We start from the raw sequence: 15766 nt of genomic DNA on the forward strand, positions 1-15766 counted from the left end.
CGCGGGTGCTGAACAGGATGCCGCGGTGCCGAAGTGCACCGCGGCATCCGCTGTTCGCCGATGTTGCGCCCGACCCGCTGGTCTAGAATCGGCAGGTCATGACTGCCATCTACGACTGCTCGGTCGACTCAGAGCTCCTCACCGGTATGCGTCTTGCTCGCGGCGCGATCGGACGCGGCGAACTCGTCGTATTCCCGACCGACACGGTCTACGGCGTGGCCGCCGACGCGTTCGACGCGAAGGCCGTCGCGCGCTTGCTCGAAGCCAAGGGTCGCGCGCGCACCTCACCGCCGCCCGTGCTGATCTCGGGCATCCCGACGCTCGACGCGCTCGCGAGCGAGGTGCCCGAGGCCGTGCGAGCGCTCGTCGGCGAGTTCTGGCCCGGTGGACTCACCGTCATCCTGCACGCGCAGCCGTCGCTGCAATGGGATCTCGGCGAGACCCGTGGCACGGTGGCCCTCCGCATGCCCGCGAACCCGGTCGCCCTCGAACTGCTCGCCGAGACGGGGCCGCTCGCAGTCTCATCCGCGAACCTGTCGGGCCGGCCATCGGCGACGACGGCAGCGGATGCCGCGGAGATGCTGGGCGACGCGGTTGCCGTGTACCTCGACGGCGGCGCCGCCGGGCGGTCGTACGAACCCGTCGGCGAACGTGCAGGCGATACCTCGTCGACGATCATCGACGCCACGGGGCTCGCGCGTGACGGCGGGCGGCTCCGCATCGCACGTGCGGGCGTCATCACCCGCGAACGCATCGCCGCGGTCGTGGGGGAGGAACTCCTCGAGCCCGAGACTGCAGCGGGCGACGGCCATGGCGGCGCCGAACCGGCTTCTCTCGGCGGCCCGACCGGCGCTCCCGCGGCATCAACCGACGAAACGGACGCTGCCGCCTCATGACCCTGTTCCTCGCGCTCGCCCTGCTGACGGCGCTCGTCACCTTCGGCGGCTCCATCCTCGTCTGGAAGCTGAGCCTGAAGTACCAGCTCTACCCCAAGATCCGCGAGCGCGATGTGCACACGAGGCCCACTCCGCGCCTCGGCGGCGTCGCGATGTTCATCGGCATCGTCGTCGCGATCGGCGCGGCGGCGTTCATCTCGACTCTCGGCTCCGCACGGTTCTCGGCGATCTCGATCGTCTTCCAGAACCCGGGCCAGATCCTCGCGATCCTCGGTGCCGCACTGCTGATCGTGCTGATCGGCGTCGCCGACGACATCTGGGACCTCGACTGGACCACCAAGCTCGCGGGGCAATTCATCGCCGCGGGCCTGATCGCGTGGCAGGGCGTGACCATCTACTCCCTGCCGATCGGCGGCATCACCGTCGGGTCTTCGTGGATGAGCGCCGTGCTCACCGTGTTCGTCATCGTGCTCGTGATGAACGCCGTGAACTTCATCGACGGGCTCGATGGTCTCGTTGCAGGTGTCACCCTCATCGCGAACGGCGTGTTCTTCCTCTACACCTACCTCTTGGTGCAGCAGACGTCACCGCTGAACTACTTCAACCTCGCGTCGCTCATCGCGATCGTCCTCGTCGGCGCGTGCGCCGGGTTCCTACCGCTGAACTGGCACCCCGCGAAGCTGTTCATGGGCGATGCCGGTGCGCTGCTCATCGGCCTGCTCATGGCCACCTCCGCGATCGCCGTCACGGGGCAGCTCAACCCGACAGGGGTCGGCTTCGACCAGCTGTTCGCCGCGTTCATCCCGATCCTGCTGCCGTTCGCAGTGCTCGTCATTCCCCTACTCGACTTCGCGCTCGCCGTGGTGCGCCGTCTTCGCGCCGGCAAGTCGCCGTTCGCCGCCGACCGCAAGCACCTGCACCACCGATTGCTCGACATGGGGCACTCCCACCTGAACGCGGTGCTGATCTTCTACGGATGGACGGCGGTCGCCTCGATCGGATGCCTGCTGACCTATGTCTTCCCCGTGTACTTCGGCATCGACTCGGCATGGGCCCTCGCGCTGATCGGCATCGGATTCCTCGTGTGCGCGGCGATCACGCTCGCTCCGCTCGGCCGTCGCAAGCGGCTGACAGTGGCCGCCGAGGCCGAGGCTCCGGAGTCGGATGAAGCGACCCTCGGCGCCGACGAGCTCGAGGGCGCCGAAGCATCCGCGAGCCCGGTGCTCGTTCAGGGCCGCCCGGTAGAATCGGACGACCCCGAACTGGAGCACGATGAGCGACGCACGAGCTGAACCCGACCGTACCCCGACCTCGAACCCCGTGTTGCGCAAGGCGCTCGCGTGGGGCGCGCTGCTGGCCGGGGTGATCCTCGTGGTCAGCGCCGTGCTCGGCCTGGTGTTCGCCGGCGTGCCGGGCCTCCTCGGCGCGCTGATCGGCACGCTCATGGCCGTGGTCTTCATGGGAATCACGGCGGCGAGCATCCTCGCCGCCAACCGATTCGCCTCGAGCGATCTCTTCGTGGGCGCGTTCTTCGGCATCGTGCTCGGCGGCTGGATCCTGAAGTTCATCGTCTTCATCGTGCTCGTCGTGGTGCTCCGCGAGGCGGCCTGGCTGAACACCACGGTGCTCTTCCTCAGCCTCGTCGCGGGCGTCATCGCCTCGCTCGTCGTCGACGTGCTGGTCGTCGCGAAGTCGCGGCTGCCGTACGTGAGCGACGTCGAGTTGCCGAAGGCGCCGAGCGATGACTGAGTCGCCCTCGGCGATTCGGTGGCAGCCCGAAGTATTGCTAGAGTAATGGGGATCCCCCCACGGTTCTGCCCTGCTCACGCACGGGTCGACCGCGGTCCATGTTCGTCGCCGCGAGAGCCGAGCTCCACGCCCCGAAACAGGAGAAAGCGCTGTTAGCTAACGCTCTGAACCTGCTGGTTCCGATGTCAACCGATGATGGTGGCTTCCACGGGCCGTCGATCGACGAATTCTTCCCCGGAGCGCTGTTCTTCGAAGACACGTGGTTCGAGATCGATCGCATCATGCTCGTCCGCTTCGTGGCGGTCGCAGCGCTGATCATCGTGTTCTGGCTCGGTACGCGAAAGATGCGCGTCGTGCCCGGCCGCTTCCAGAGCCTCGTTGAGATGGGCCTCGACCTCGTTCGAGTGAACATCGCCGACGACCTGCTCGGCAAGAAAGACGGCAAGCGGTTCCTGCCGATCCTCACCACGATGTTCTTCATGATCCTGTTCATGAACTTGACCGGTGTCATCCCGTTCCTGAACATCGCCGGCACCTCGGTCATCGGCGTGCCGCTCGTGCTCGCGATCGTCGCGTACGTGACCTTCATCTACGCGGGCGTCAAGAAGAGCCCCAAGAACTTCTTCAAGAACTCGCTCTTCCCCTCGGGCGTGCCGTGGCCGGTCTACATCATCGTCACGCCGATCGAGCTCATCTCGACGTTCGTGATCCGCCCGGTCACCCTCACACTCCGACTCATGATGAACATGATCGTCGGCCACCTCCTGCTCGTGCTCTTCTTCGCGGCGACGCAGTTCTTCGTCGTGCAGATGAGCGGCTGGTGGACTCTCCTCGGGGTCGGAACGCTGGCCTTCGGCTTCGTGTTCACGCTGTTCGAGATCCTTGTCGCCGTCCTGCAGGCCTACGTCTTCGCACTTCTCACCGCGGTCTACATCCAGCTCGCGGTCGCCGAAGAGCACTGAACCCGGGCATCCGCCCAGAACATTCCCTAGGAAAGGAAACCCAACGTGGACGCAACCACCGTTCTCGCTGAGATCAACGGCAACATCGCAACGGTCGGCTACGGCCTCGCGGCGATCGGCCCGGCAATCGGCGTCGGCATCGTCGTCGGCAAGACGATCGAGGGCGTCGCTCGCCAGCCAGAGCTGGCCGGCCGCCTCCAGGTGCTGATGTGGATCGGTATCGCCTTCACCGAGGCGCTCGCATTCATCGGCATCGCGACCTACTTCATCTTCGTCTGATCCACTCGCCCCAACTGAGGAGGCCAACGTGCTTCATGCAGTATTGAGCGCTGCAACCGAGAGTGGTGAGTCGGGCCGTAGCCCGGTGCTCCCGGAGCCTTACGACATCATCTGGTCGTCGGTCTGCTTCGTCATCATCCTCATCTTCTTCTGGAAGTACGTGCTGCCGCGCGTGCAGAAGCTGCTCGACGAGCGCGGCGAGGCGATCGAGGGCAACATTGCGAAGGCCGACGAGGCGCAGCGCAAGGCCGAGGCGGCTCTCGAGGAGTACACCGCCCAGCTCGCCGACGCGCGCACCGAGGCAGGTCGCATCCGTGAGACCGCTCGCGACGATGGCAAGAAGATCGTCGCCGAAGCGAAAGACGCCGCGACCGTCGAGGCCGCGCGCGTCACCGCGAGCGCACAGGCGCAGATCGAGGCCGAGCGCCAGTCGGCTCTCGTCTCGCTGCGCTCCGAGGTGGGCACGCTCGCCATCGACCTCGCATCGGGTGTCATCGGCGAGTCGCTCTCCGACGACGCGAAGGCGACTGCGGTCGTCGACCGGTTCCTCGCCGACCTGGAGGCCTCCGAGGCCGCCGCCGGAGGGAAGAAGTAGTCCATGGGTAGCGCTACAAGAGGAGCTCTCGACGCATCGCGGGCTGCGCTGGCCGAACTCGGTCGCGCAGAGCTGCCGGTCGCCGAGGCGCTTCTCGCCGCCGGCCGGGTGATCGGGGAGTCCGCGCATCTGCGCACGGCACTCATCGACCCCGAGGCCGACACTGCACAGAAGCGTGCGCTCGTCGAGACGATCTTCGGCTCTCGTATCCCGGCCGAAGCAGCCTCGCTCCTGGTGAGCGCGGCGTCACGCCGGTGGTCCTCCGGAGACGACTTCCTCGCCGGCATCGAAGAGCTCGGAATCCGCGTCGCAGCGGATTCGGCTCCCGACGGCGTCGAGATCGACGCCGAGCTGTTCGCGTTCGAGCGCGCAGTCGCCACCGATGCGGAACTCGAGCTCGCGCTCGGGTCGAAGCTCGGCGATCCCGCGGCAAAGACGAAGATCGTCGATCGCCTCCTCGTCGGCAAGGCATCGCCGCAGACGGTAGCGATCGTGGCGCACCTCGTGCAGCAGCCCCGCGGCCGCCGCATCGGCGAACTGCTCCGCCACGGGGCATCCGTCGTCGCCGACCAGCGCGGATTCGACATCGCGACGGTCACGACCGCGGTCCAGCTCAGCGCCGCCCAACTGGGCCGGCTCGAGCAGGGCCTCGCTGTACAGGCGGGCCGTCGTGTCCGCTTCGACATCATCGTCGATCCCGCCGTGCTCGGCGGGGTCCGCGTGCAGATCGGCGACGACGTCATCGACGGCAGCGTCGCCTCCCGCCTCAGTTCGCTGCGGCAGAAGCTTGCCGGCTGACGCCGGTTGATACGACCGGCGTCCGCGCCGCGACACACCAGTAGCTGTACAACCGGTACAGAAAAGGGAAAAGACAATGGCAGAACTCACCATCAGCCCCGAAGAGATCCGTTCGGCTCTCTCGGAGTTCGTCTCGTCGTACGAACCCGGCCAGACGCAGAAGACCGAGGTCGGGTACGTGACCGACGCAGCCGACGGCATCGCGCACGTCGAGGGCCTGCCCTCGGTGATGGCGAACGAGCTCATCCGCTTCGCTGATGGCACGCTCGGCCTCGCGCTGAACCTCGATGAAGACGAGATCGGCGTCGTCGTGCTCGGCGAGTTCACCGGCATCGAAGAGGGCATGGAGGTGACCCGCACAGGCGAGGTCCTCTCTGTCCCCGTCGGCGAGGGGTACCTCGGCCGTGTCGTCGACCCGCTCGGCAACCCGATCGACGGTCTCGGCGAGATCACCGGCATCGAGGGCCGTCGTGCCCTCGAGCTGCAGGCGCCCGGCGTCATGCAGCGCAAGTCGGTGCACGAGCCGCTGCAAACGGGCATCAAGGCCATCGACGCCATGATCCCCGTCGGCCGCGGGCAGCGTCAGCTCATCATCGGCGACCGCCAGACCGGCAAGACGGCCATCGCGATCGACACGATCATCAACCAGAAGGCCAACTGGGAGTCGGGCGACGTCAACAAGCAGGTGCGCTGCATCTATGTCGCGATCGGCCAGAAGGGCTCGACGATCGCGGGCGTGAGGGGTGCGCTCGAAGACGCCGGCGCCATGGAGTACACGACGATCGTCGCCGCTCCCGCTTCGGACCCCGCCGGCTTCAAGTACCTCGCGCCGTACACCGGCTCGGCCATCGGCCAGCACTGGATGTACGACTCCAAGCACGTGCTCATCATCTTCGATGACCTGTCGAAGCAGGCCGAGGCCTACCGCGCCGTGTCACTGCTGCTGCGCCGCCCGCCGGGACGCGAGGCATACCCCGGTGACGTCTTCTACCTGCACTCTCGGCTGCTCGAGCGTTGCGCGAAGCTCTCCGACGAGCTCGGCGCCGGCTCGATGACGGGCCTCCCGATCATCGAGACCAAGGCGAACGACGTCTCGGCGTACATCCCCACGAACGTGATCTCGATCACCGACGGCCAGATCTTCCTCCAGTCCGACCTGTTCAACTCGAACCAGCGCCCGGCAGTCGACGTCGGCATCTCGGTCTCCCGAGTCGGTGGCGACGCGCAGGTCAAGTCGATCAAGACAGTCTCGGGCACGCTGAAGCTCGAGCTCGCGCAGTACCGCTCGCTCGAGGCGTTCGCGATGTTCGCGTCCGACCTCGACGCGGCCAGCCGGCGTCAGCTGGCCCGCGGTGCCCGCCTCACCGAGCTCCTCAAGCAGCCCCAGTATTCGCCGATGTCGGTCGAGAAGCAGGTCGTCTCGATCTGGGCCGGTACCAAGGGCAAGCTCGACGAGGTTCCGGTCGAAGACATCCTGCGTTTCGAGAGCGAGCTGCACGATTACCTCGCCCGGAACAGCGAGGTGCTGAACTCGCTGCGCGAGACGAACAAGCTCTCCGACGAGATCGTCGCTGAGCTCGAGGCATCCGTCGACGCATTCAAGCTCGAGTTCCAGACTGGTGAGGGCAAGCCGCTCGCCTCGGTGGGTTCCGAGCAGTTCGAAGCGATCGCTGCCGAAGAGGTCGTGCAGGAGAAGATCGTCAAGGGTCGCCGTTAGTCATTCCAAGTTCCCTGAGGCTCTCGAAGGGAACTGACCTCACGGGGTCGCGTCGAGAGCCTCAGTACCAGGAAGACAGGACACAGGAGAAACATGGGAGCGCAGCTTCGGGTCTACCGGCAGAAGATCAAGTCTGCCCAGACGACCAAGAAGATCACACGGGCGATGGAGCTGATCTCCGCCTCGCGGATCCAGAAGGCCCAGGCGCGTGTCGCGGCGTCGGAGCCGTACTCGACGGCGATCACCCGGGCGGTGTCAGCGGTCGCGAGTTACTCGAACGTCGCGCACGTGCTGACGACCGAGCCAGAGCGCATCGACCGCGCGGCGATCGTGATCTTCACGTCCGACCGCGGCCTCGCAGGCGCGTTCAACTCGCAGGTGCTGCGTGAGTCCGAAGAACTCACCGAGCTGCTGAAGAGCCAGGGCAAAGAGGTGGAGTACTTCCTCGTCGGACGCAAGTCAGTCGGATACTTCAAGTTCCGCCGCCGCTCGTTCGAGCGCAGCTGGGTCGGTGGCACCGACAGCCCCAACTTCGACACGGCGAGGGAGATCGGCGATGCCGTGCTCGAGGCGTTCCTGCGGGACTCCTCCGACGGCGGCGTCGACGAGATCCACATCGTCTACAACCGGTTCGTGAGCCGCATCAGCCAGGTGCCCGTCGTCACTCGTCTGCTTCCCCTCGAGGTCGTTGAGAGTGAAGAGGTGCCTGATGCCAAGCACGAGGTATTCCCGTTGTACGAGTTCGAGCCCGACGCCGAGACGGTGCTCGACGGCTTGCTCCCGGTCTACATCGAGAGCCGCATCTACAACGCGATGCTGCAGTCGTCGGCCGCGAAGCACGCCGCGACGCAGAAGGCGATGAAGTCGGCTTCCGACAACGCCGACAAGCTCATCACGGACTACACGCGCCTTGCGAACAACGCGCGCCAGTCCGAGATCACACAGCAGATTTCCGAGATCGTGGGCGGCGCTGACGCACTGTCGTCCGCCAAGTAGCCCCTTACGAAGAGAGAGAACACATGACTGACACCGCTACCGCCTCGGCCGCGGCCGCGCCTGTGGCCGGCGCCGTCGGCCGCGTCGCCCGGGTCACGGGCCCCGTCGTCGACATCGAGTTCCCGCACGACTCGATCCCGGCGATCTACAACGCGCTGAAGACCGAGATCACGATCGGCGACACCACGACGGTGCTGACGCTCGAGGTCGCACAGCACCTCGGTGACGATGTCGTGCGTGCGATCGCCCTGAAGCCCACCGACGGTATCGTGCGCGGCCAGGATGTCACCGACACGGGCGCACCGATCTCGGTGCCGGTCGGCGATGTCACCAAGGGCAAGGTCTTCAACGTCACCGGCGAGATCCTCAACGGTGCGCCCGGCGAGCAGATCGAGATCACCGAGCGCTGGCCGATCCACCGCAAGCCGCCGGCATTCGACCAGCTCGAGTCCAAGACTCAGCTGTTCGAGACTGGCATCAAGGTCATCGACCTGCTCACGCCTTATGTGCTCGGCGGAAAGATCGGCCTCTTCGGCGGTGCGGGCGTCGGCAAGACGGTCCTCATCCAGGAGATGATCCAGCGCGTCGCGCAGAACCACGGTGGCGTCTCGGTGTTCGCCGGTGTCGGCGAGCGCACGCGTGAGGGCAACGACCTCATCCACGAGATGGAGGAGGCGGGCGTCTTCGACAAGACGGCCCTCGTCTTCGGCCAGATGGACGAGCCGCCGGGAACGCGTCTTCGCGTCGCCCTCTCGGCTCTGACGATGGCCGAGTACTTCCGCGATGTGCAGAAGCAAGACGTTCTGCTCTTCATCGACAACATCTTCCGCTTCACGCAGGCCGGTTCCGAGGTTTCGACGTTGCTCGGGCGTATGCCGTCCGCGGTGGGCTACCAGCCGAACCTCGCCGACGAGATGGGTGTGCTCCAGGAGCGCATCACGTCGACCCGCGGTCACTCGATCACCTCGCTGCAGGCGATCTACGTGCCGGCCGACGACTACACCGACCCGGCCCCGGCGACGACCTTCGCGCACCTCGACGCGACGACCGAGCTCTCGCGTGAGATCGCGTCGAAGGGTCTCTACCCGGCCGTCGACCCGCTGACGTCGACGTCGCGCATCCTCGACCCCCGTTACCTGGGCGAAGACCACTACCGCGTCGCCACGACGGTCAAGCAGATCCTCCAGAAGAACAAGGAGCTGCAGGAGATCATCGCCATCCTCGGTGTCGACGAGCTCTCCGAAGAAGACAAGATCACGGTGTCGCGTGCGCGCCGTATCCAGCAGTTCCTCTCGCAGAACACCTACATGGCGAAGAAGTTCACGAACGTCGAAGGCTCGACGGTGCCACTCAAGGACACGATCGAGTCGTTCGACGCGATCGCCAAGGGCGAGTTCGACCACGTCGCCGAGCAGGCCTTCTTCAACGTCGGTGGCATCACCGACGTCGAAGAGAAGTGGGCTCAGATTCAGAAGGAGAACGGCTGAGCATGGCCGCCCTCAACGTGAGTGTCGTCTCGGCCGACCAGCAAGTCTGGTCGGGCGAGGCGACCATGGTGGTGGCACGCACGGTCGAAGGTGAGATCGGCATTCTGCCCGGTCATGAGCCGATGCTCGCGATCCTCGCTGGTGGCGAGGTGCGTGTCACCCTGCCCGGCGGTGAGAAGATCACCGCGAGCGCGGAGGACGGGTTCCTCTCAGTGCAGGCGAACGTCGTTCAGCTCGTCGCTTCTCGGGCAGAACTCACCTAGGAGCCGCGGATGCAGGGGGAGCAGCCGATCGACCGCCAGTTCGGTGACCTGAGTGTCACCCAACTCATCGTGATGGCCGGGCTGCCGGGTGCCGGGAAGTCGACGATCGGCGAGATCATCGGCGCCCGCCTCGGCGCCACGGTCGTGTCCGTCGACCCGATCGAGTCGGCAATCCTGCGCGCCGGCATCGACGCAGATCAACCAACGGGACTTGCCGCGTACCTCGTGGCCGAGGAGATCGCCGAGAAGGAGCTCGACTCCGGTCGCACGGTGATCGTCGACGCTGTGAACGCGGCCGAAGCTGCGCGCCTGCAGTGGCGCGACCTCGCTGAGCGTGCGGAGGTGCGGCTGCGGGTGATCGAGGTCGTGTGCTCCGATGAGTCGCTGCACCGCAGCCGGCTCGAGAAGCGTGAGCGCAAGCTCCCGCACCTCGAAGAGACCACTTGGCGGGCCGTTGAACAGAGCCTCGAGGGCTATGAGGCGTGGACTGGACCGTCGTCGGCGCTGGCACGCGTGACGATCGACAGTATCGAGTCGCTCGGATCGAACGTCGACGCAGCGCTCGCCTTCATCGGTTCGTAGTGCGGCTGCTCCTTCCGCCGTCCGAAACGAAACGTGACGGCGGCCTCGAGATTCCGCTCGACCTGGAGCGGCTCTCGTTCGAAGCGCTCAATCCGGTGCGCACCGAGCTGGCGACCGCCGTTGGTGCGCTCGCCCGCGACCCTGCGGCCACGATGCGCGTACTGAAGCTCGGACCGCGCCAAGCTCACGAGGTCGAACGCAACCGGACACTGTTCGAGTCGCCGACGATGCCGGCGATCGATCGGTACACCGGCGTGCTCTTCGACGCGCTCGACGCGCCGACACTCGATGCGGGGGCCCGTTTGTTCGCGGCCGATCACCTCATCGTGCACTCCGCCCTGTTCGGTCTCCTCGGCGGCCTCGACGAGATTCCGGCGTATCGCTTCTCGCATGATTCAAGGCTGCCCCGCATGCGCCTGAAGCAGCTCTGGCGGGCGCCGATCTCGGCACTGCTCACTGCTGATGCCGGTGCCGATCACGGCGTTCTCCTCGATCTTCGCTCGGAGGCGTATGCCGAACTCGGCCCGGCGCCGGTGCGCGGAAACTCCGCGTTCGTGCGCGTCATCGCCGTCGACGGTTCGGGCCGGAGCCGCGCCCTGAACCATTTCAACAAACGTGCGAAGGGGCGCTTCACTCGGGCCGTGCTTATGTCGCGGCCGCAGGTCTCATCTCTCGATGAGCTGATCGATTGGGCACACGACGCAGGGTTCCAGCTCTCGCTCGGCCCGCAACGTGCGCTGGGCCTGCAAGAGCTCGAACTCGTCGCCTGACGCACTTCGCGCGTGCGAGGGCAATGGACTCAGTCGACTCGTCGGCGGCGAATCGAGTCAGGCCGCCGCGGTCTGGGCCGATCGGTGGCAACCGGAGAGATGATCGTCGACCATGCCCGCGGCTTGCATGAGCGCGTACATGGTGGTGGGGCCGACGAAACGGAACCCCTGCCGACGCAGCTCTTTGCTCATGGCCACCGATTCGGGAGTCGTGGCCGGCACTTCGGCGAACGAGGTCGGCGCAGCGGCACGAGGTGCCGGCGCGAAACTCCACAGCAACTCGTCGATCGGCACCTCGAGCTCGAGCGTGGCCCGCGCATTCTGGATCGTCGCCTCGATCTTGCCGCGATGCCGGATGATCCGTTCGTCGTCGAGCAACCGCGCGACGTCGGCGTCGCCCATTGCTGCGACCTGCACTGCGTCGAAGCCGTGGAATACCTCGCGGAACGCGGGACGACGACGCAGGATCGTGATCCAGGACAGGCCTGCCTGGAACCCCTCGAGGCAGACCTTCTCGAAGAGCCGCACGGGATCGTGCTGCGGTGTGCCCCACTCCTCGTCGTGATATCGACGGTATTCGGGGTCGGTCGCACCCCAACCGCATCTGGCCAGGCCATCGTCGCCGACGATGATCTCGGCGCGGGGAATGACGCTCACGCGGCGAACCCGATCTGCTCATGGCCGAGCAGCCAGAGCTTCGTCGGCACCCCCCCACCACCCGAGTACCCGGTGATTCGGCCGTCGGATGCGAGCACTCGATGGCAACCGACGATGATGGGAACCGGGTTGGCTCCGACCGCACCGCCGATGGCACGCGCCGCCCCGGGGCGACCGACCGCAGCGGCGAGTGCGCCGTACGAGGTGGCCTCGCCCCACTGGAGTCGTTCGAGTGCGGCCCAGACGGCCTGCTGGAACGGGGTGCCGCGCAGACGCACCGGAATATCGAAGTCGAGGCGTCGGCCGGCGAAATATTCGGCGAGTTGATCGCGCGCCTGCTCGAGCACGGCGTTCGGGCGCTCGGCGAGGGCGTCGTGGGGGAGCACGCCGCCGCTCTCGATGGAGAGACTCGTGATGGCCTCGTCGTCGGCGACGAGTTCGATGCGCCCGATCGGGCTGCTGAGGCGGATGAGGAACACGTTGGTCATGGTTCGAGAATAGTCGCGGCATCCGACAGTGGCTCGCGGAAATCGGACATTGCACGTGCTCGGCGCTCCCACGTGCCTGTTGAGGAGGAGTGAGGGGTCCGTGCCGCGCTCGCGCATCGACTCCGCCTCCACAAGCGCCGGTTCGCGGCGAACCTCCACGGGTTGCCGTCGGCGATCCATCGGACATGGACTCGGCGTCACGCTCGTCGCATGACGACCATCATCCGCGCCGAAGCGGCGCATGACTTCCTCGCCCTCGTTCCGTCGCTCGCCGGGTTCCGGCCTGAACGCTCCCTCGTGTGCGTTGCGTTCGCCGGCAATCGCACGACCGGTCTGCTGCGCTACGACCTGCCAGGGCGCGCCCGCGACCGTGCGCCGCTCGTCGCGGCGGTCGTCGGCACGTTGTGCCGCATGAGCGGCGTCGATGCGATCGTGCCCATCGTCTACACCGACGCGCGCTTCGACGCCGCACGTGGCCTGCCCGAGCGTGCGCTCCTCGGCATGATCGCCAAGCGCGCCGAGCAGGCGGGGTTCGGTGTTCGCGATGCGCTGTGCAGGGCGGCGGATGCATGGGGGTCGCTGTTCGACGCCGCGACACCCGCGACGGGGCATCCGCTCGCGCTGATCGACGAGAGTCCCGTAACGCGACTGACCCCGCCGGAGACGAGGGTGCTGGCTTCGGCAGGCGAGTCCGGTGAGCTGCCCGAAGCCGATCCGGCCGCAGCGGCGGCGCTCGCCGCCGCACTCGCCGGGTTCGCAGGCGAGGCGCGAGGTGACTCACTCCTCCGCCTCGGTGGCAACAGCGATCCCGTCACGCTCGTCGAGTCGTTCGTCGCTCGAGACGCGGTGCAGCCCACGATCCGCCTCGCCTGGTTCCTGCACCTCGCATCTCTGCCCGCGCTCCGCGACGCGATGATGCTGCAGTGCGCGTTCGGCGTGGTGGTCGGCGAGGCGGCGTACGACGACGCGATGGCAACGGCCGATCGCGCCGAGGCGCTCGATGAGAGCGTCGAGAGCCTCGTGATTCGAGAGATGGCCGTCGGCGTCACCGGCGAGATCAGCGAGATGCTCTCCCGACTCCTGCTCGGGCAGTCGAGCCTCCGTCCGGATTCGCGGCGAGTCGAGCGAGCGCTCGCGGTGCTGCGTCCATTGATCGCGAACGCTCCGGCGACCCACAGGATCGGGCCGCTCTGCATCGCAGCCTGGCTCGCCTGGTCGCTCGGTCGCGGCTCGGCGGCCGGTGCGTTCATCGATCGTGCGCTCGAGATGGAACCGGGCCACTCGATGGCGGGCCTTCTCGCGGCCCACATCGGCAGTGGCGCGTTGCCTGAATGGGCGTTCAACGCCCGATGAACCTGCCGACCGGCAGGCGGGGCAGACGCCGCGGCATCCTCTCCATGACGCCGACGATGCGCGAGCCATCCAAAACAGCTCGTGCCTCGTGCTCCACGGTGCCAGACTGTTCGGCATGGTCGCAGGAGGCGTCTCGAGTTCAGCGACGGCCGGCGCGCCCGCGTGGGATGTGATCGTCGGTGACCGGTTCATCGCAGCTCTCGCTGCGCCCGCGCCCGAACGAGTGCTGATCGCGCTCGCCGAAGTGGCGAGCGAGCTCGAACTCCGGCTCGAGGTGCTCGTCGGCCTGATCCCATCGGGTCGCGTCGAGCCGATCGAGTCGTTCGGCGTCGTCTGGTGGGATGAGCGTTCGATCACGAGCGTGACCGCGGTGGTGCGCGGCGATGCGGTCGTAGACCTCGCCTCCCCGGGCGGCAGTCGGCGCTTCGATGCGCGCGGTATCCGGCCCTGGCACCTCGCCGAATTCGACGACGTCGTCGCACTTCGCATCACGGATGCCGGTTCGGCACTCGATCATGTCGGTGTCGCTACCGATCCGGTCGTGCATGCGCGGGCGAGCCTCAGAGCATCGGCGATCGAGTGGTCGTCTCCGGCATCTCCGGCGTCGGCGTCACCGCACGGAGCGGCGGATGCCGCCGGGCGCGACGTTTGGTTCGACGCGGATACGATCCTCGCGCCGCACCTCGCCGAGTCGGGCCGGCACGAGGCCGCGGCCGATACGGTTCTCACTCCAGGAGCGAGCCGCGCGGCGCAGACCGATGCGCCCGGAATGATGCCGCACCCCGGCAGAACCGTCGCGCCACCCGGCCGCGCGCCCGACGATTCCTCACAGCCGATGGTGCCGCCCCGAGGGGCGAGCAGCCCCCGGTTCCGAATCGGCCATGGGGCGCCGTCGATGGTGACTGCTCCGGTGCTGATCGGGCGTCGACCACTGCCACCGCGCATCCCGGCCTCGGGCGCACCGCCCGAGCTCGTCACGGTCGAGTCGCCCGGCGAAGTCGTGTCGGGCACGCATCTCGAACTGCGACTCGTCGGTACGCGTCTCATCGCCACCGACCTGCGATCCACGAACGGAACGATTCTTCGCACGCCGTCGGGTGGGCGTCGGCTGCGTGCCGGAGAATCGATCGTGGTGGTTCCGGGCACCATCCTCGACCTCGGAGACGGTACGATCATCGAGATCCTCTCCGCCCAGGGTTCTCCCGGCACATGACCCGAACAGACAGCAGGCTTCACAGGTGACGCAGATCGGCAATGGCAACGCCCGCCATCGAGTCTCCCTGCCCGACGGCACCGAGATCACTCTCGCATGGGCCGCCGTCACCGACACCGGCCTGCGACGCGAGGTCAATGAAGACAGCTTCATCGCTCAGGCGCCGATCTTCGCAGTGGCCGACGGCATGGGCGGCCACGCAGCCGGTGATTTCGCGAGCGCCGCGGTGGTCACCCGCCTCGCCGAGCATGGCGGCAAGACGCTCGTCGGCACGCCCGAGATCGACCAGGCGCTGCGGCTCGCCGTGCAAGACATGGGGCGCGGCACAGGCGTCACCGACGAGGGCAGCGGCACCACGGTCACCGGCGTCGCTCTCGGGACGATCTCCGACGAACCCGCATGGATCGTGTTCAACATCGGCGACTCCCGCGTCTACCGACTGGTCGGAGGCGTGCTCGAGCAGCTCACGGTCGATCACTCGATCGTGCAGGAGCTCGTCGACGCCGGACAGATCACCCGCGACGAGGCCGACACGCATCCGCACTCCAATGTGATCACCCGCGCCGTCGGATTCCACGAGGCGCCGATCCCCGACTATCGAGCGATCGCAGTCGAACCCGGCATGCGCCTGCTGATCTGCTCGGACGGCCTCACGAAAGAGCTCACCTCGTACGGCATCCGCCACTTCCTCGTCGCCAATCCCAAGCCCGAGAAGGCCGCCAGGCAGCTGCTCGAAGCTGCGCTCGGCAACGGGGGCCGCGACAATGTGACCGCCATCATCGTCGACGTGCTGAAGGTGGTGCGGCCGCCGGGGGTGCAACGCCCCGTCGACGGCGAAGCAGAGTACGCCTGACGGATGCCACGGGCCGGCAGCAGCCCTGTGCAGAGCCGCTGCCGCGGCATCCTTACCGCAATACAATGGGGGCACCGGGCGCCGCCGGCAACCGGGCGGCGATCCATC

Annotated in this window: 18 protein-coding genes; 16 read left to right on the forward strand and 2 right to left on the reverse strand. The window is 67.0% G+C overall.

Translation table 11 applies throughout. From position 1 onward, the window contains the following. Positions 1–98 precede the first annotated feature (98 nt). The 13 genes from AC1C2T_RS10625 to AC1C2T_RS10685 all read left to right on the forward strand — a co-directional run bounded on the left by AC1C2T_RS10625 (position 99) and on the right by AC1C2T_RS10685 (position 11094). On the forward strand, positions 99–896 hold the full coding sequence (locus tag AC1C2T_RS10625; RefSeq protein WP_495385243.1) for an L-threonylcarbamoyladenylate synthase: 798 nt from the start codon (positions 99–101) through the stop codon (positions 894–896). Further along, positions 893–2188 carry an MraY family glycosyltransferase gene (locus AC1C2T_RS10630; RefSeq protein WP_495385244.1) on the forward strand — a complete coding sequence of 432 codons (1296 nt, stop codon included), beginning with the start codon at positions 893–895 and terminating at the stop codon, positions 2186–2188. Before AC1C2T_RS10625 ends, AC1C2T_RS10630 begins: the two co-directional genes overlap by 4 nt. After that, complete coding sequence (locus AC1C2T_RS10635) at positions 2169–2645, forward strand: Cg1360 family ATP-synthase-associated protein (protein ID WP_495362520.1); 477 nt, start codon at positions 2169–2171, stop codon at positions 2643–2645. Before AC1C2T_RS10630 ends, AC1C2T_RS10635 begins: the two co-directional genes overlap by 20 nt. 182 nt (positions 2646–2827) lie before the next feature. After that, complete coding sequence (atpB, locus tag AC1C2T_RS10640) at positions 2828–3607, forward strand: F0F1 ATP synthase subunit A (RefSeq protein ID WP_495362521.1); 780 nt, start codon at positions 2828–2830, stop codon at positions 3605–3607. Positions 3608–3652: 45 nt separating this feature from the next. Continuing rightward, positions 3653–3886 carry an ATP synthase F0 subunit C gene (gene atpE / locus AC1C2T_RS10645; protein WP_022888426.1) on the forward strand — a complete coding sequence of 78 codons (234 nt, stop codon included), beginning with the start codon at positions 3653–3655 and terminating at the stop codon, positions 3884–3886. Between the two features lie 43 nt (positions 3887–3929). Beyond that, positions 3930–4481 carry a F0F1 ATP synthase subunit B gene (locus AC1C2T_RS10650; RefSeq protein WP_495362755.1) on the forward strand — a complete coding sequence of 184 codons (552 nt, stop codon included), beginning with the start codon at positions 3930–3932 and terminating at the stop codon, positions 4479–4481. Positions 4482–4484: 3 nt separating this feature from the next. Beyond that, complete coding sequence (locus tag AC1C2T_RS10655; RefSeq protein WP_495362522.1) at positions 4485–5279, forward strand: F0F1 ATP synthase subunit delta; 795 nt, start codon at positions 4485–4487, stop codon at positions 5277–5279. A 76-nt stretch (positions 5280–5355) separates the two neighbouring features. Beyond that, positions 5356–6996 (forward strand): F0F1 ATP synthase subunit alpha, encoded by a 1641-nt coding sequence (gene atpA, locus AC1C2T_RS10660; protein WP_495362523.1) that lies wholly within the window; start codon positions 5356–5358, stop codon positions 6994–6996. A 93-nt stretch (positions 6997–7089) separates the two neighbouring features. Then, entirely contained in the window at positions 7090–7992 is a 903-nt protein-coding gene (locus AC1C2T_RS10665) for a F0F1 ATP synthase subunit gamma (protein WP_495362524.1), read from the forward strand. A gap of 23 nt (positions 7993–8015) precedes the next feature. Next, positions 8016–9479, forward strand: a complete 1464-nt coding sequence (gene atpD / locus AC1C2T_RS10670; RefSeq protein WP_495362525.1) for a F0F1 ATP synthase subunit beta — start codon at positions 8016–8018, stop codon at positions 9477–9479. Between the two features lie 2 nt (positions 9480–9481). Further along, on the forward strand, positions 9482–9742 hold the full coding sequence (locus tag AC1C2T_RS10675) for a F0F1 ATP synthase subunit epsilon (RefSeq protein WP_495362526.1): 261 nt from the start codon (positions 9482–9484) through the stop codon (positions 9740–9742). 9 nt (positions 9743–9751) lie between these two features. After that, positions 9752–10324: a P-loop nucleotide/nucleoside kinase family protein gene (locus tag AC1C2T_RS10680; RefSeq protein ID WP_495362527.1), complete on the forward strand. Its 573-nt coding sequence runs from the start codon at positions 9752–9754 to the stop codon at positions 10322–10324. Beyond that, positions 10324–11094: a YaaA family protein gene (locus AC1C2T_RS10685; protein WP_495385245.1), complete on the forward strand. Its 771-nt coding sequence runs from the start codon at positions 10324–10326 to the stop codon at positions 11092–11094. The genes AC1C2T_RS10680 and AC1C2T_RS10685 overlap by 1 nt, the downstream gene beginning before the upstream one ends. A gap of 57 nt (positions 11095–11151) precedes the next feature. On the opposite strand, the gene AC1C2T_RS10690 is transcribed toward AC1C2T_RS10685, so the two are convergent. Together AC1C2T_RS10690 and AC1C2T_RS10695 are read right to left on the reverse strand one after the other, a co-directional pair. Continuing rightward, positions 11152–11742, reverse strand: a complete 591-nt coding sequence (locus tag AC1C2T_RS10690; protein WP_495385416.1) for a DNA-3-methyladenine glycosylase I — start codon at positions 11740–11742, stop codon at positions 11152–11154. A 5-nt stretch (positions 11743–11747) separates the two neighbouring features. Further along, positions 11748–12239: a methylated-DNA--[protein]-cysteine S-methyltransferase gene (locus tag AC1C2T_RS10695; RefSeq protein ID WP_495362529.1), complete on the reverse strand. Its 492-nt coding sequence runs from the start codon at positions 12237–12239 to the stop codon at positions 11748–11750. A gap of 210 nt (positions 12240–12449) precedes the next feature. Between AC1C2T_RS10695 and AC1C2T_RS10700 the strand changes: the two genes are divergently transcribed. From AC1C2T_RS10700 to AC1C2T_RS10710, 3 genes are all read left to right on the forward strand, one after another. Next, positions 12450–13592: a DUF4192 family protein gene (locus AC1C2T_RS10700; RefSeq protein ID WP_495385246.1), complete on the forward strand. Its 1143-nt coding sequence runs from the start codon at positions 12450–12452 to the stop codon at positions 13590–13592. Between the two features lie 115 nt (positions 13593–13707). Then, complete coding sequence (locus tag AC1C2T_RS10705) at positions 13708–14805, forward strand: FHA domain-containing protein (protein WP_495385247.1); 1098 nt, start codon at positions 13708–13710, stop codon at positions 14803–14805. Between the two features lie 25 nt (positions 14806–14830). Beyond that, positions 14831–15658 carry a PP2C family protein-serine/threonine phosphatase gene (locus AC1C2T_RS10710; protein WP_495362532.1) on the forward strand — a complete coding sequence of 276 codons (828 nt, stop codon included), beginning with the start codon at positions 14831–14833 and terminating at the stop codon, positions 15656–15658. The last annotated feature ends 108 nt before the right edge of the window (positions 15659–15766 follow it).

It is taken from the genome of Agromyces sp. Y558, assembly GCF_059445415.1.

What these genes read in the sequence shown, in the direction of transcription:
- AC1C2T_RS10625 (WP_495385243.1), top strand. Translation starts at nt 99, where the DNA reads ATGACTGCCATCTACGACTGCTCGGTCGACTCAGAGCTCCTCACCGGT.
- AC1C2T_RS10630 (WP_495385244.1), top strand. Translation starts at nt 893, where the DNA reads ATGACCCTGTTCCTCGCGCTCGCCCTGCTGACGGCGCTCGTCACCTTC.
- AC1C2T_RS10635 (WP_495362520.1), top strand. Translation starts at nt 2,169, where the DNA reads ATGAGCGACGCACGAGCTGAACCCGACCGTACCCCGACCTCGAACCCC.
- atpB (WP_495362521.1), top strand. Translation starts at nt 2,828, where the DNA reads ATGTCAACCGATGATGGTGGCTTCCACGGGCCGTCGATCGACGAATTC.
- AC1C2T_RS10655 (WP_495362522.1), top strand. Translation starts at nt 4,485, where the DNA reads ATGGGTAGCGCTACAAGAGGAGCTCTCGACGCATCGCGGGCTGCGCTG.
- atpA (WP_495362523.1), top strand. Translation starts at nt 5,356, where the DNA reads ATGGCAGAACTCACCATCAGCCCCGAAGAGATCCGTTCGGCTCTCTCG.
- AC1C2T_RS10665 (WP_495362524.1), top strand. Translation starts at nt 7,090, where the DNA reads ATGGGAGCGCAGCTTCGGGTCTACCGGCAGAAGATCAAGTCTGCCCAG.
- atpD (WP_495362525.1), top strand. Translation starts at nt 8,016, where the DNA reads ATGACTGACACCGCTACCGCCTCGGCCGCGGCCGCGCCTGTGGCCGGC.
- AC1C2T_RS10675 (WP_495362526.1), top strand. Translation starts at nt 9,482, where the DNA reads ATGGCCGCCCTCAACGTGAGTGTCGTCTCGGCCGACCAGCAAGTCTGG.
- AC1C2T_RS10680 (WP_495362527.1), top strand. Translation starts at nt 9,752, where the DNA reads ATGCAGGGGGAGCAGCCGATCGACCGCCAGTTCGGTGACCTGAGTGTC.
- AC1C2T_RS10695 (WP_495362529.1), bottom strand. Translation starts at nt 12,239, where the DNA reads ATGACCAACGTGTTCCTCATCCGCCTCAGCAGCCCGATCGGGCGCATC.
- AC1C2T_RS10700 (WP_495385246.1), top strand. Translation starts at nt 12,450, where the DNA reads ATGACGACCATCATCCGCGCCGAAGCGGCGCATGACTTCCTCGCCCTC.
- AC1C2T_RS10705 (WP_495385247.1), top strand. Translation starts at nt 13,708, where the DNA reads ATGGTCGCAGGAGGCGTCTCGAGTTCAGCGACGGCCGGCGCGCCCGCG.